The sequence below is a fragment of the Thermaerobacter sp. FW80 genome (assembly GCF_004634385.1).
GTDB classification, from domain to species: Bacteria; Bacillota; Sulfobacillia; order Thermaerobacterales; family Thermaerobacteraceae; genus Thermaerobacter; species Thermaerobacter composti.
The window spans coordinates 257776-271602 of the sequence record NZ_CP037895.1 but is presented as its reverse complement, the minus strand read 5'-3'; the positions used below and the strand labels follow the sequence as shown (position 1 = coordinate 271602).

Below are 13827 nucleotides of genomic sequence, written 5' to 3'. Positions count from 1 at the left end.
CCTGCCGAAGGCCTTATGCCGATCCCCAGGCCGCATGCCGGTCCCCGCGGCCGTCCGCTTGCGCTTCCTCGGGGCACGATGGCCCCCTGCCCGGCGGCCCGTCACCCATCGCCTCCCACGACCGGCCGGTGATGGACCGGGGCCAGGCAGCAAGATCGCCTGCGTCGCCGCGGCCGGCTTGCAGGTTCCATTTCAGCACATTTGGCGGTCGGCGGCAACGACCACCCGGCGGTGACCCGTCGCCCTTCCCGGCGGACGATGCCCGCTACGCCGGGGGGACGATGCGCCGGTAGGCCACCGGCGTGTAACGATGCAGCATCCGGAGCGCAACCCCGACGCCGATGAGCACGCACGCGGCCAGCCCCGCCAGGACCAACGGGCCGCTTCCGGTGGATTGCAGCACCAGGGTCGCCAGGGCCAGGGCGAGCATCCACCCGCTCCAGAGCAGGAAGATCGTCCAACCGAACCGGCGTGGCACGACGTCCTCGAGCGGGGAATCCAGCTCGGGTCGGGCGGCGTCCATCAGGAGCGAGGCCGCGTTCATCATGGCGAGGGTGCCCGGCACCATGACGAGCACGCAGGCCCACGCCAGCGGATGCATCCCGGAACGCAGACCCCACACCACCGCCACGGGCAGGGCGACGACGAGTCCCATCGCCGTCTGCACGACCAGCTTGGCGGCCACCTGGGCCGTAGGAGCCACGGGGATGGCGAGGGACAGCCAGAGCCGGCGGCCCTCGGCGCTGACGGTGGCGCGCGCCACCACCAAGGCTTGGGGCACGACGGTGGCCATGGCCACGGCCGCCAGCACCTGCCATGCGACGGCGGGGGTGAGCTCGCCCGACGGTCCCAACGCTCCCGCCGTTCCCGCCAGCTGCCTTAGCGACGGTCCGTCACCGGCCAGGCTCCCCCGGCTGATGACCAAGGGGAACAGGAGGGCGTTCACGACGAGGGCCAGCATCTCCTGGGGCCTCCGCCACGTTGCTAGCTCCCGGGCCACCAGGGCGCGGAAGGCGCTGCGCCGCCGGCCGATCTCGGGGACGAACCGGCTGCCGATCCGCCCCGGCCTTTGCCCTGGGGCGCCCCCGGCCCGGGGTGCGGTCAGGGAGGCGGCGAGGGCACGGGGCAGGGCGACCGCCGCCATAAGGACGGCCACCAGCCCCGTGGCCAGGGCGGTGGCCACGAGACCAGCGAAACCAGAGGCCGCGGTCGCCGCGCTGCCCGACGTGAGGGCCTGGGCCGCCCACTCCACGTGCGGCAGCCCGTGGGCGACCACCGCCTCCCAGCGGGCGGCGAAGGCATCCCATTTCGCCTGGGCTGCCGGATCGAACCCGAAGGGGCCTCGGGCCCGGTATGGATCGGGCGAGAGCAGCCCAACTTGCAGGACGGGCACGATGATCACCAGCCCGGCCAGTCCCGAGACCACGGCCAGCGCGTCCCGCTGCCGGTGGGCGGGCACCAGCCGGGCGATGGCCAGCAGGACCAGAGCGGCCACGGACAGCGGCGGGAGGGGCACGAGCAGCAGGACCGGGACGGTGCGCGCCCAGAAATCGGCGCCGAACCCCTGTCCCAGCGCACCGGGGACCAGGGCGAACGCCAGGGATACCGTGAGCAGCCACTGCCCGATCAGGGCGACCAGCAGCTTGGACGCCCCTAACACGCCCGGTGCCACCGGGAGAGCGGCCACCAGGGGGAGATCGCGAAGCTGGAAGAACAGGCTTCCCAGCCCCGACAGGCCTGCAGCCAGCGCCGCCATCGAAAGGAGGGCGAGCCCCAGCGGCAGCCAGAGGCGGGCGTGGCCCGTGGCCGCGAGGCGGTCGTACAGGTAGTCGCCCACCAACCAGCTGGTCGTCATCAGGCCGAGGATGCCCAGCGCCGCGTTGAGCAGCCAACGATCGGACAGGTTGGGAGGTGGGGTAAAGAGCTGCCGCAGCTGGACCCGAACCAGCGCCCGGAGCGTCCGCCCCGACCCGGGCGCCCACACCGCCTGCCGCCACCAGCCGGCCGTTCCCATCAGGGTTGCCTCCTGCCGGGGGGCCGGTCCCCGGCGCGCCCGGACCGGTTCCCGTCCTCCAGTCCGGGGCCGGACTCGGGCGCGTCCTCAGGTCGGGGGCCGAATCCCGGTTCCTCCGTCCCGTCGGCGGCGCTCACCTCCGACTCCCGGGTTAGAAGGAGGAACACCGCCTCGAGATCGGCCGTTTCCAGCTCCCCGGTCTCCCGGGGCACCGCGGTCATCCCCTCCGTGGCGCCGGCGCGGGCCGGGGTGGTGGCGCCGGGGCCGGCGGTGGCGTCCCGGCGAGTGGCGCCGTCGTCGCGAGCCGGTTCGTCCCCCGGTTCCCCCAGGAACCGGCGGCGCAGCGCGGCCGGCGAGCCCTCGGCCAGGAGCCGCCCCCGGTGCAGGATGGCCACCCGGTCGCAGAGCCGCTCGGCCACGTCCAGCAGGTGGGTGGTGAGCAAGACGGTCCCCCCGCGGGCGCGGCGTTCGGCCATCAGGTCCTTGAGCCCTCGCTGCGCGTCCGGGTCGAGACCGGTCATCGGCTCGTCGAGGATCCACACCGCCGGGTCGTGCAGCAGGGACCCCACGAGGAGCAGCCGCTGCCGCATGCCCGTGGAATAGCTGGCGATGGGGTCGCGGACCCAGGTCCCGATCCCCAGGCGGCGGCCCAGCTCCTCCATGCGCCGGGTCCGCTCGTTGTCCGGGACCCCGTACACGTCCGCGAGGAAGCGCAGGAACTCGACCCCCTTCATCCGGTCGTACAGGGCGGCGCCGTCGGGCACCAGCCCGATGCGCCGCTTGGCATCCAGGGGCCGCTGGGCGAGGTCGATGCCGTCGACGCGGACGGTCCCGGCGTCGGGAGGCAGGATCCCGGCGATCACCCGCAGGGTGGTGGTCTTGCCGGCGCCGTTGGGGCCCAGCAGGCCGGTGATCCGGCCGGGTTCGACCCGCCAGGTGAGCTCGCGCACGGCCCAGGTGGTGCCGCCGTCGAAGCTCTTGCCCACGCCGTCGAGTTCGATGCCGCGGGCGACGGCCGGCGTTCCAGGGAGGGTGACCATGACGGTGCTTCGTCCTCCTCGGCCCGTCACCGGCGGGGTCGCAGGGATCGCTCCGCGCAGGTTGGGCGCGACGTCCTGCGGGGTCTGGTTCGTCCTTCCAGGCTGATGTTCCTGCTCCCGGGGGCGGCCCAACCGATCCAGCCCGAGGCTCGAATCCGCGGGCCGATCCGTTTCAGGTGCGATCCATTCCAGGGGATCGTGTAAGGTGAAGACGGCACCCGGTGCCGGCGTCCCCGTGGCCTCGACGCCGGACGCCAAGCGGCAGCGCGATGCCGCGGACCAGAGCACCATCGCGGACGCTGCTGACCGCAGCGACACCGCGGGCTGCCCGACCCCCCGAAAGGGGCGACCGGACCTTGTTCGAGCGCTACCGCACCATCGTCGACGACTGGGACGCCTTCCAGGCCAGCCTCGCCCGGCCGCAGCCGGCCACGCTCAGGGTCAACCGCCTCAAGGCGGATCCCGGCGCGCTGCGCGCCCGTCTGGAAGAACGCGGCTTCCGCCTGGAACCCTACGACTGGTACCCCGACCTCTGGCGCGTGGCGGAGGAGCCCTTCTCCCCCGCGCTGACCCTGGAGCACTGGCTGGGCTGGTTCTACCTCCAGGAGGCGGCGGCGGCCCTGCCCGTGCTCGCCCTCGACCCGCAGCCCGGCGAGACGGTGCTGGACCTGAGCGCGGCGCCGGGGGGCAAGTCGACCCAGATGGCCGAGCGCATGGGGGACCGGGGGATGGTGGTGGCCAACGATCCCGACGTCCACCGACTGGCGGCACTGTCCCACAACCTGCAGCGCCTCGGTGTGACCTCGGCCGTCATCACCCGCGCCGACGGGCGGCGGTTCCCCGGCGGCCTCGCCTTCGACCGGGTCCTGGTCGATGCCCCGTGCTCCGCCGAGGGCAATGCCCGGCGCAGTCGCCGCGCCCGCCAGGGGGCGAGCCGGCACCAGCGGCGGCGCCTGCCCGCGGTGCAGGCGGCCCTGTTGCGTCGCGGCCTCGCCCTGGCGCGACCCGGCGGGGTGGTGGTCTACGCGACCTGTACGTTCGCACCCGAGGAGAACGAGGCGGTGGTGGACCAGGTCCTGCGGGAGGCCGAGGGCAGCGTCGTGGTGGAGCCCCTGCCCCACGGGCTGCCGGGCGCCGGTGGGGTCACGGCCTGGGAGGGGCGGCGGTTCCTGCCCGACGTGGAGGCATGCCGGCGGATCTACCCCCATCACCTGGACTCGGGCGGGATGTTCGTCGCCCGTCTCCGCAAGCGAGGCCCCGTCCCGTGGGAGGAACGCGGCCCGGAGCCGGCGGGCGCGGACGAACCGGCCCCGGCGTGGACCGAACCCGACCCCGGCCTGCGGGAGCAGGTGGTCGAATGGCTGCGGCGGGAGTTCGGGCTGACGGGGTCCGAGATCGACGGCCTCCACGCGTACGGCGGCCAAGGCCAGGGCATCTGGTTGGCCCGGCTCCCCCGGGTCCCGGGCTGGACGGCCGTCCGATCGGCGGGCATCCGGCTGGCGCGGGCCCACGGCGCCACCTGGAAACCCACCAGCTTCGGGCTCATGCACTGGGCGAGCGGGGCCAGCCGCAACGTGGTCGACCTGGATCGGCCTTCCCTCGAAGGGCTGCTCCAGGGCCGGCAGATCGCGGCACCACCCGGTGCACGCCTCCTGCGGCGCGGCTGGGTCGTCCTGCGCTATCGCGGTCAGGCCGTGGGGTGCGGCTTCTGGGACGGGACGCGGCTCCGCTCCGCCCTGCCGCATGAGCGCGCGGGGGAATTGTCTAGCATCCTGCGCCGCGAGTCGTCGACGTCGTCAGCCGTCGCGCCGGCCGGCCACCCAGCGCCAGGCGACCAGGGCGCCGGCGACCGCCAAGCCTAGGGACACCAGCGGGACGTGGGCCAGGCCGGCGGCGTCCGCCACCAGCCCGCCGGCCACGCTGCCCAGGGAGGCGGCCAGCGCCGCGCTGCCCTCGTAGACCCCGATCGCCTCGCCCCGGCGAGCCGCGGGGAGGGTGCGGCTGATCACCCCGGTGGCGCCGGTGGCGGTCAGGGGGTAGAGGGGCAGGGCGAACGCGGCCACGGTGGCAGCGGGCGTCCGGAAGGCGCAGATCAGGGCGTACATCCCGACGTAGCCGGCGATGCCCAGGGTGAAGACCCGCCGCGGCCCCCACCGGTCGGCAAGGCGCCCCACGGGTGCCATGATGAGGATGCCCAAGGTGCTGGCCAGGCCCAGCGCCCATCCCACTTGGCCGTTGCTGCCGCCGAGGAACTCCGTCAGGTAGGCGCTGAACACGGCGAAGAACGCCTCGTTGCCCGACGCGGTGAGGAGCACGGCGGCCGCGATGGCGACCACCTCCGGGAAGCGCCAGATGGGGAGGCCTGCGGTGGCCCCCGGGCCGGCCGGGGCGGGGAGGGGGACGGGCGTGGCGGCGGCGGTGCGCCGGGTCGTCGCCGGTGCGGCCGCCGTCTCCCGGGTGGTCTGCCGTGGGCTCCCCGTTGCCGCCGGTGCGATCTCGCTCTGCGGGGCCGCCGTCGGATCGGTCGCCGCCCGCCCGATGGTCACCGAGGCCCGTCGGGTCATCGCCGACGCGGGACCCGCCACCCGCGCCACGACGACGGCCGCCACCAGGGCGACGGCAGCGGAGAGGTAGAACGACAGGCGCACCCCCTCGAGGCCAAGGGCGTCCGCCAGCCAGCCACTGCCGAAGCTGCCCGCCGCCCATCCCAGGGAGCGGGCCCGGTAGAGCCGCGCCGCCGCCTCCGCCGGTCGATCCGGCTGGTGGAGGGTGAGCCACGCCACCGAGAGGGGGATCACCCCGGCGAGGCAGGCCGTGACGGCGACGACCAGCGCCCCGAAGACAGCCGACGACGGCGCAGCCGAAGCGGTCGCCAGCGCCAAGGCGGCGCCCCCGAGCCCCATGGCGACCAGGCGCCCGGGTCGTCCCGTGCGGTCCCCCCATCGCCCCCATCGGCCCGCCAGGAGGAAGGTGGCCAGGGAGGCGAGCGCGATGACCAGGGTGACCACGGCCAGTCGCGGCTCGCCCAACCCCTGTCGCATGTAGACCGGCCCGTAGGCGTAGACCACCACGCCGGCCGTCCCCTCGGCGACGGCGGCGAGGAGGAACGCGGGAACCGGCAGGCGCGGCGCCATGGAGGCGTGGCGCCCGGCGGCCATGCGGGACGGGTCCCGTGCAGCGCGCGCAGCGGACGCGGGGGTGGTCATCGGCAACGAGGTAGCCCCCTCCCGGCCGGGCATCGCGACGGCGCAAACAGACGTTCGCCATTCTATCCCAGGCCGGGACGGGGGTCAAGGGCCGGGATGGGGCGAAGGCTTCCTCGCCTTGCTCGCGATGGCCTTGCTCGTGACGGGGCTCGAGGTGCTCCTCGCTTTCGCCACCGGGGAGAACGGGAGAGGGGGGCCTTGCCGGCCCCCCCTCGTCTCGGACCGCCAGCCGGGCGCACCGGCACCCTACCGACGGAGCGGGCTCACTTCTTCCCCTTCCCGCCCTTCCCGCCTCCGGGGCCTACGCTCACCCGGCCCGGGGCCTCGGCCTGGGCCCCGTTGCCATGATCGTCGACGGCGTACACGATGATCCGACCTCCGCTGAACCGGGTGCCCCTGGGCGGGGTATAGGTGCCTTCGTAGACGCCCGGTGCCGTCTCGGTCATGGGCGTCCCGACCAGCGGATCCCCCGTCACCTGCGAACCGGAGCCGTCGACCACGATGACGAAACCGGCCTTGGCCAGGTTCGGCTCCGAGGTGAAGCGAATCGTCAGGCTCTGGTTCGGCCGGAGGGTGACGTCCGTGGCCGGCTCCACGTCGCGGATGACCGGGGGGACGGTGTCCACGCTGACGGTCCGCACCACCGTCGTGGCGTTGCCCGCCCGATCGGTGGCGGTGACCACCACCTCATTGATGCCCTCGTCCAGCAAGACCCTGGCGCTGAAGGTCCCGTCGCCGGCCACCGTAGCGGGCTGACCGTTGACGGTCACCGTCGCCAGGGCCAGGTTGTCCGCCGCCCTGCCCCGGACGGTCAGGTCGGGCCGGTTCCGCTTCTCGCCATCGGTCGGCGTCTCCAGCGTCAGCTCGGGAGCAGCCCGGTCCAGGTACACCCGCACGGGCTCCGACGGATCGGTGGTCCCGTCTGGGGTGCTGGCCCGGGCGGTGAGGACGTTCTCGCCGTCCTGGAGGGTGACGGGGATGCGGAACGTGCCGTCAGCGACCGCCACCGTCCCCACTTCGGTCCCGTTGTTGTAGAGGGTCACCGTGGTACCCGTGGTGGCCCGTCCGGTGACCGTCACGTCGGGACGGTTGGTGTACGTCCCGTCCGCCGGTTCGGTGATGACGGGCGGGGGGACCTCGAGGGCGAGGACGGCCCGGATCATGCGATTCCCTTCGTCCCGAGGAGCCTTCGCCCACTGGCCGCCCACCAGTTGCCAGGACCGGTCGTGGAAGGGGCCGTTCTCGTCGGTGGCCAGCCCCGGCACGTTGGGATAGGCGCCATCCTGGATGTAGGCGATGAAGAAGTCACCCTCCAGGTCGATGCCCAGCTCGCTCAGGTCGACGTCGGTCCACTGCCCGTCGCGCCGGGCGGTGGCCGGGATGGGTCCCGCCAACCTGGTGCCCGGGCCGCCCCCAGGACCGTCGGCGGCGTATACCTCCACCCGGAAGCTGGTCCCGCCGGGGCTTGGCCAGCTGGCGTCCCAGAACATGAAACGGGCGCCCAGCAACTTGGCCGCCTTGCCCTCGGGGACGCTGAACTGGACCGCCCAACCGTTGCCGCTGTCGCGGTACGCCCAGGCGTTCTCGGCGGTCCCGTCGTCGTAGGCGAGCTCCGTGCCGATGCCGATGAACGGCTTGAGCTCCACGGTGACCTCCTGGGTCGCGTCCCCGGACACGTCCACCCGCACGTCAGCCCCATGGTAGTCGGGATGGCGGACGGTGAGGGTATAGGAACCCTCCAGCACGTCCAGTTGGAATCGGCCGTCCGCATCCGTCGTTGCGGGTGCGACCGCCGGATCTTCCACCACCCAGACCCGAGCCCCCTGGACCGGTCGTTGCGTGCGCTGGTCGACGACGGTCCCCACGATGCGGCCGCGAGGGATCGGCTCCAGGACGAAGTTCTGGGTGGTGGTCCCATCCCGGGTGATGGTCACCGTCGCCTCGGCGGGATAGAACCCGTAGGCCTCGGCCACGGCTGTCCACGTCCCGGCCGGGTGACGCAGGGTGTAGCTTCCTGTAGCGGGGTCGGTGCGCACGGACACCCCGGTCTCCACGATGGTCACCGTCGCCGCCACGGGCAGCGCCGCGATGCTTCCCGCCACGCCCTGGCCGGCCTGATCACGCCGTTCGCCGAGGTTCAGATCCGGTCCGGGTGGTTCGACGCGCGGCTTGTTCGGCGACGGCTGTTCCTCCTGGCTGGGGGGCTCCAGCGCGTCGGCTGGGGCCGAGGCCGCGATCACGAGCACGTCGTCGATGTACCAGCCGGGGTACTGGACGGAGCCATCGCTGGTGAGCCGGAAGCGCAGCCGGATCACCCGCCCGGCGTAGGCGTCCAGGCTGATGGTGGGCTGTTCCCAGCCCACGGGGCTTCCACCCGTCCCGGGGGAGGTGTACCGTGCGAGCTCGGTCCAGGTCTGGCCCCCGTCCGTCGAGACCTCCACGCGGCCGAAGTCCCAGTTGCGCTCGAGGCTGTACCAGTGCGCGAACTTCAGGAGGGCGTGTTCGTGGTCGGTGAGATCGATGGCGGGCGTCATCAACCAGGCATTGGCGTTGTTGGGATAGTTGCCCTCGAGGTTCGTCGCCCAGACGTTGGCTCCCGAATAGGCGGCCCCTGGCCCGGAGGTGGGCGTTCCCCGTTCCCAGAGGCCTTCGGGTGTGCCGCCTGTGCTCCAGCCGGGATCCTGACCCTCCATGTCGTCCCAGAACACGACGCGGTTGGTCGGCGCCGTCGCCGATGCCTCGTTGGAGTAGGCGCTCTCGTTGCCCCAGAGGTCCACGGCGGTGACCACATAATACGACGGCACGCCCCCAGGCGCCGTGAAGTGGTTGTAGGTGGTGGCGGTCCGGGGAAGATCCGCGACGAGGGTGTAGGGACCGCCCGGGGCCGTGCTGTGATACACGTGGAAGCGATCCAGGTCGGCGTCGGTGGGGGCGACCCAGCGCAGATCGATGCCGGCCACCGCGTTGGGAACGGCGGTGAGGTTCGAGGGCGCGGCGGGCGGCGTGTCGTCCGGTGCGACCACCGTCACGTCGTCGATGTACCAGCCGGCCCGGGTGACGGATCCATCGGTGAAGAGGTTGAAGACGAGGTAGGCCACCCGACCGGCGTACGGCCGCAGATCGACCTCCCCCTGGACCCATCCGTTGGACGAACCGGTGAACCGCGCGGCGCGGGTCCAATTCTCCCCGTCCACCGAGACGTAGACCTCGGCGAAGTCGTAGTTGGTCTCCACATCATACCAATGCATGAAGCGGAGGACAGCACCCTCCGCCGACGCGGTCAAGTCGATGGGCGGCATCAGCAGCCAGGCGTTGGCATCGTTGGGATAGTCGCCATCGAGGTCGGTGGCGAAGAGGTTCTCGCCCGAGTGGGCCGCCCCCGGGCCGCTGGTGGGGCGGCCCCATTCCCATGGGTCGTTGGTGCCGCCGTGGGTCCATCCCACCGGCTCCGACTCGAAGTCCTCGAAGTATCCGGGTGGCACGCCGCGGCTGACGGCGATGGTGTGGGGTTCGTCGGCGGTGCCATGGGTCTTCTGGTTGCCACTTCCATCCGCAGCTTCCAGGTAGTACTCGGCGGCCGGCGCCATGACCAGCGAGCCGGGGACGGTCGCCGTCCAAGTCCCCCGGAGGTGATCGCCTTCCGATTGGGCCATGGGGATCCGGGTGTAGAGCGCCTCGCCGGATCGTCGGACGAACAGGTCCACCCTGGCCACGCCGACGTTGTCCGCCACCGTGGCGGTGATGGTCACCGGGAGGCCCTGAAACGCGCGGGTCACCGGGGTGTGTTCGATGGCGGGCGGCTCCAGGTCGTCCCCTTCTCGGACCACACGCCCCGTGAGGACGCCACGGCCCCTGGTGAGCTCGCCGACGGCGGCGAACGCGTCGATTCGACCCCAGCCGTACCCGTTGTTGGGATGGTCGGGGTACTGGGCGTCGGTGCGCGGCACCGCGGTCCGCGTCAACAGCGCCTCGATCTCCTCCACGGACAGCGCCGCGTTCGCGCTGCGCAGCAGCGCCGCCGTGCCGCTGACGTGCGGTGCCGCCATGGAGGTGCCGTTGTAGACCGCGTATCCCCCGCCGGGCACCGAGGACCGCACCCCCACCCCGGGGGCAGCGACCTCGGGTTTGATCTCCCCATAGGGTGACGGACCGCGGGAGGAGAACGAGGCGAGGGCATCGTTGGCGTCGGTGGCTCCGACGGCCAGGGCTTCCGGGTAGTTCCCGGGCGGGGCCACCGTCGACGCTCCCGGCCCGTCGTTGCCTGCGGCGAAGACGGGGACGATGCCGGCGGCCCGCCAGGCCTGCACCATCGGGCGGAACCACTCGTCCATCCCCGGGCCGCCGCCCCAGGAGTTGTTGATGACGTCGGGCGCCCACTCCGGATGGGGGACCCCGTTGGCATCCGTCGGGGCCAACAGCCACTGGGCGGCCTCCAGGATGTCCGATGACGCGCCCGTGCCCCCGGCCGTGAAGGCCTTGGCGGCGATCCAGCGGGCGCCCGGGGCCACGCCAATCCGGTGGCCGGCGCCGTCGTCACCGACCATGGTGCCCGTGACGTGGGTTCCGTGCCCGTTGTCGTCATACGGCGTCGCCCGTCCGTTCACGGCGTCGAACCAGTTCCCCTCGTGACGCGGGCTCCCCGGCGCGTCCGGATCGTAGCCACGGTACCGGGTGCGAAGGGCCGGGTGACTTCCGTCCACCCCGGTATCGATGGAGGCGACCACGGTCCCCGTCCCGTCGACACCGAGGGCCCAGGCGCCCGGGGCACCCACGCGTTCGACGTTCCATTCGACGTCGCCGGCGCTGGACGCCTGGGAGGCATTCGCTTCCTTCCCGCCAGCGGTCCGCCCCTCGGCCGGGTGACCCAAGATGTGCACCTGTTCGTCCAGGTCGATCCGGCCGACCCCTGGCAGTCGTGCCAGCGCTTCCACCGCCTCCCGCGCGCCGGTGACGGCGAACCCGTTGACGATCCAGAACGGGTGGTAATCCTGCACGTGGCCTTGCCGCTTCAGGTCTTCCAACGCCTTCGCGATGCGGGCCTGGCTCGTCTTGGCGGTCTCCCGGAGGGTCCGGATCACTTCCTGCCGCACGGTGAGGCGGATCAGGTCGGGGGAGCGGTATCCCCGGTCCCGGGCGAGATCGCGGCCGCGTCGGGCGGCGGCCTGGACGTCCGCCTGGGTGGACAGCTTCACCAGGAAGCGGACGGGATCGCCCTTGTCCAGCTTGTCCTGCAGGGCCTTCGCCACAGGCGCTGGTGTGAGGGACTCCCGCAAGGAGACGGCCGGGCCGCCCGGCCCGGCCCCGGCCGCCAGGGCGACGGCTTGCATCCCCGTGGCGACGATCAACGTCGCGGCGAGGAACGCCGCCAACGCGGCGGGAAACGCCGCCAACCCGGAGCGCTGCCAATGACGAAACCGGCTCGTCGGGCGGTCGCACATCGCAAGGGCACCCCTCTCGCTTGGACCCCGTGACGCAACGCGGTGCACGCATCACGGACCTTCGCAACCTCCGCGGCACCTGGCCGCCCCGTTGCTCCGCAAAGGGGTTGTCCATCACCTCCCTTCCAGATTAGGAGGGTTCGTCCAATGTCTGGCCGATCCTTTGGCGAAAATCGTCATATTTGTGTCGACTTTCCCCGATGCGGGGCGACGTCGGCCGGGCGGGACGGCGGGGAAGGGGAGGGAATGGCCAAGACACAGGGGACACAGGGAGACAGGGCGAGGGAGCGGGGCATCCGGAAACCGCGGTGGTCGACCCCAGCGGCAGAATACCTCGGTTCCCCGGAAGTCGACGGACCTCGAAAGACGGGCCTGGCGACAGTCGGCGTCGATCTGTTCTTCGAGGAGGCATGGGCTGCATCCCGATGGTCATCCTCGGGAGGTTCGTCGTTTGGATCCATGGGCTTGGCGGGGGCAGGCGTGATCAAGCTGCCCCTCGGTGTCGGCGACCTCTTCAGGGATGCGCTTTGCTGGGCCGGTCGCTGCGCAACGAGGAGTGCAGGCTACTGGCTACTGTTCGCTCCTCGCTCCTGTGTTCCGACGGGGCGTGTCCGCTCGGTTTGGCATCGCGGGGAGGGGAGGGCCCGCCCTGCGCCCGCCGCGCAGACCCCGCCCGGCGCCGCCGGCCCCCGGGGCCCTTGACAGATCAACAATCATTGATATAAGCTGACCTCGCATGTATCAACATCCTTTGATGGGAGGTGTGGCCATGGTCGCGGCGGTGCGCACGGGCGGGGCAAGCGCGCCGGAGCTCGAGGCGACGCTGGCGGCCCTCGGGCGGGCCCTGTCCGACCCGGCCCGGGTGCGGATGCTGGCCCTGCTGGCCAAGGGGCGGTCGTGCTGCGCGGGAGTGGCCCGTGCGGCCGACGACGCCCCCGGCGCCGACGCGATTTGCGTCTGCGAGCTGCAGGCGGTCCTGGGGATGCGCCAGTCCCTGGTCTCCTACCACCTGCGGCTGCTGCGCGAGGCCGGCCTGGTGCGCGAGGAGCGCCGCGGCCGCTGGTCGTTCTACAGCCTCGACCGCGCCGCCGTTGCGTCCGGGGCAGCGGCGCTGGCCGCCCTGGCAGGAGGGGACCCAGTCAGCCAGGCGGGAAGCGTCCCGGCCAGGCCGGCCCAGGCAACAGGGGGGAAGGGGGTGGCGGACATGGCCTTCGGGCGCGGGGACCCGGCGGAGCAGCCGGAGGGCGGTTTCACGAAGTCGGCGGCGGACGCGGGTTGCTGCGGCGAGACGGGGTGCTGCGGTGACGCCAGCAGCGCCGAGCAGGCCAGCGCCTGCTGCGTCTGTTGCGAGGCGTCACCGGCGGAGCCGGCGTGCTGCGAGGGTAGCTGAGCGCTGCGGACGGTGCGGGAGGCGGGGGCGACCGGGGTGCGCGGCGGGCCGGCGGAGAGGGCAACGGAACAGGCGGTGGAGAGGATCGCTGCCCCGGTCTTGCGGGCAGGGGTGGAGGTCCTCTCCCGCCCGACATTCGGCGGCCGTGCCGTGGGCTCGCCGGGCCAGGAGCGCGCCCGGCGCTGGCTGATGACGCGACTGCGATCGTGTCCCGATGGACGTCGGCGAAACGGGGCCGGCCTCGTTCATCGACCTAGGAAGATGGCGACGACACCCGCCGGTAGACCCGCCCCGCCAGCCCGAGCACGAGCAGGATCCCGCCGGTGGCCACCAGGAGCAGGTAACCGGAGACGCTGGCCAGCAGCACGGCGGGTCCCAGGGGCGAGGTGTAGCGGGCGACGAGGGCGGCGCCGCCCAGGCTGACCATCCCGGCCAGCACGCCCAGCAGCACGTTGTAGTTCTGCTTCATGGCTCCCTGCGGGTCGACCCAGTCCAGCTTGGGGCGCCACAAGTCCACCGCCAGTTCCAGCGCGTTGACGGCCACCACCGCCAGCAGGCCGGTGACCAGCCAGTAGGCCCAGGCACCCCCTGTCCACCCGAGCAGGATGCCCGCGGCGGCGCCAAAGGGGAGCCCCCCGGCCCAGGCGACCAGGCAGGCGAACAGCAGCTTGGCCGCCACCTGCCGCCGGGGTGAAGTCGGGAAGACCTGGGAGACTCTTCCGCAGTTTATGGAGCTCGA

General features: G+C 72.6%; 7 protein-coding genes. 2 read left to right on the top strand and 5 right to left on the bottom strand.

Translation table 11 applies throughout. The annotated features are described in order from the left end of the window. Window positions 1–265 precede the first annotated feature (265 nt). Both E1B22_RS01090 and E1B22_RS01085 read right to left on the bottom strand, forming a co-directional pair. Window positions 266–2014 (bottom strand): hypothetical protein, encoded by a 1749-nt coding sequence (locus E1B22_RS01090; RefSeq protein ID WP_135224217.1) that lies wholly within the window; start codon window positions 2012–2014, stop codon window positions 266–268. Continuing rightward, window positions 2014–3345: an ABC transporter ATP-binding protein gene (locus E1B22_RS01085; RefSeq protein WP_135224216.1), complete on the bottom strand. Its 1332-nt coding sequence runs from the start codon at window positions 3343–3345 to the stop codon at window positions 2014–2016. The genes E1B22_RS01090 and E1B22_RS01085 overlap by 1 nt, the downstream gene beginning before the upstream one ends. Window positions 3346–3410: 65 nt before the next feature. Between E1B22_RS01085 and E1B22_RS01080 the strand changes: the two genes are divergently transcribed. Next, window positions 3411–4916, top strand: coding sequence for an RsmB/NOP family class I SAM-dependent RNA methyltransferase (locus E1B22_RS01080; protein WP_243123537.1), 1506 nt, complete (start codon window positions 3411–3413; stop codon window positions 4914–4916). Here E1B22_RS01080 and E1B22_RS01075 read toward each other — a convergent pair. Both E1B22_RS01075 and E1B22_RS01070 read right to left on the bottom strand, forming a co-directional pair. Then, window positions 4851–6212, bottom strand: coding sequence for an MFS transporter (locus E1B22_RS01075; RefSeq protein WP_243123536.1), 1362 nt, complete (start codon window positions 6210–6212; stop codon window positions 4851–4853). The two genes, E1B22_RS01080 and E1B22_RS01075, sit on opposite strands and share 66 nt — an antisense overlap. A 311-nt stretch (window positions 6213–6523) precedes the next feature. Continuing rightward, window positions 6524–11650, bottom strand: coding sequence for a S8 family serine peptidase (locus tag E1B22_RS01070; RefSeq protein WP_167758812.1), 5127 nt, complete (start codon window positions 11648–11650; stop codon window positions 6524–6526). 817 nt (window positions 11651–12467) lie between these two features. Here E1B22_RS01070 and E1B22_RS12825 point away from each other — a divergent pair. Next, window positions 12468–13088 carry a helix-turn-helix transcriptional regulator gene (locus E1B22_RS12825; RefSeq protein ID WP_207669900.1) on the top strand — a complete coding sequence of 207 codons (621 nt, stop codon included), beginning with the start codon at window positions 12468–12470 and terminating at the stop codon, window positions 13086–13088. A gap of 253 nt (window positions 13089–13341) precedes the next feature. On the opposite strand, the gene E1B22_RS01060 is transcribed toward E1B22_RS12825, so the two are convergent. Then, a complete protein-coding gene (locus E1B22_RS01060; protein WP_135224213.1) occupies window positions 13342–13767 on the bottom strand; it encodes a hypothetical protein in 426 nt (141 codons plus the stop codon). Window positions 13768–13827: the final 60 nt, after the last annotated feature.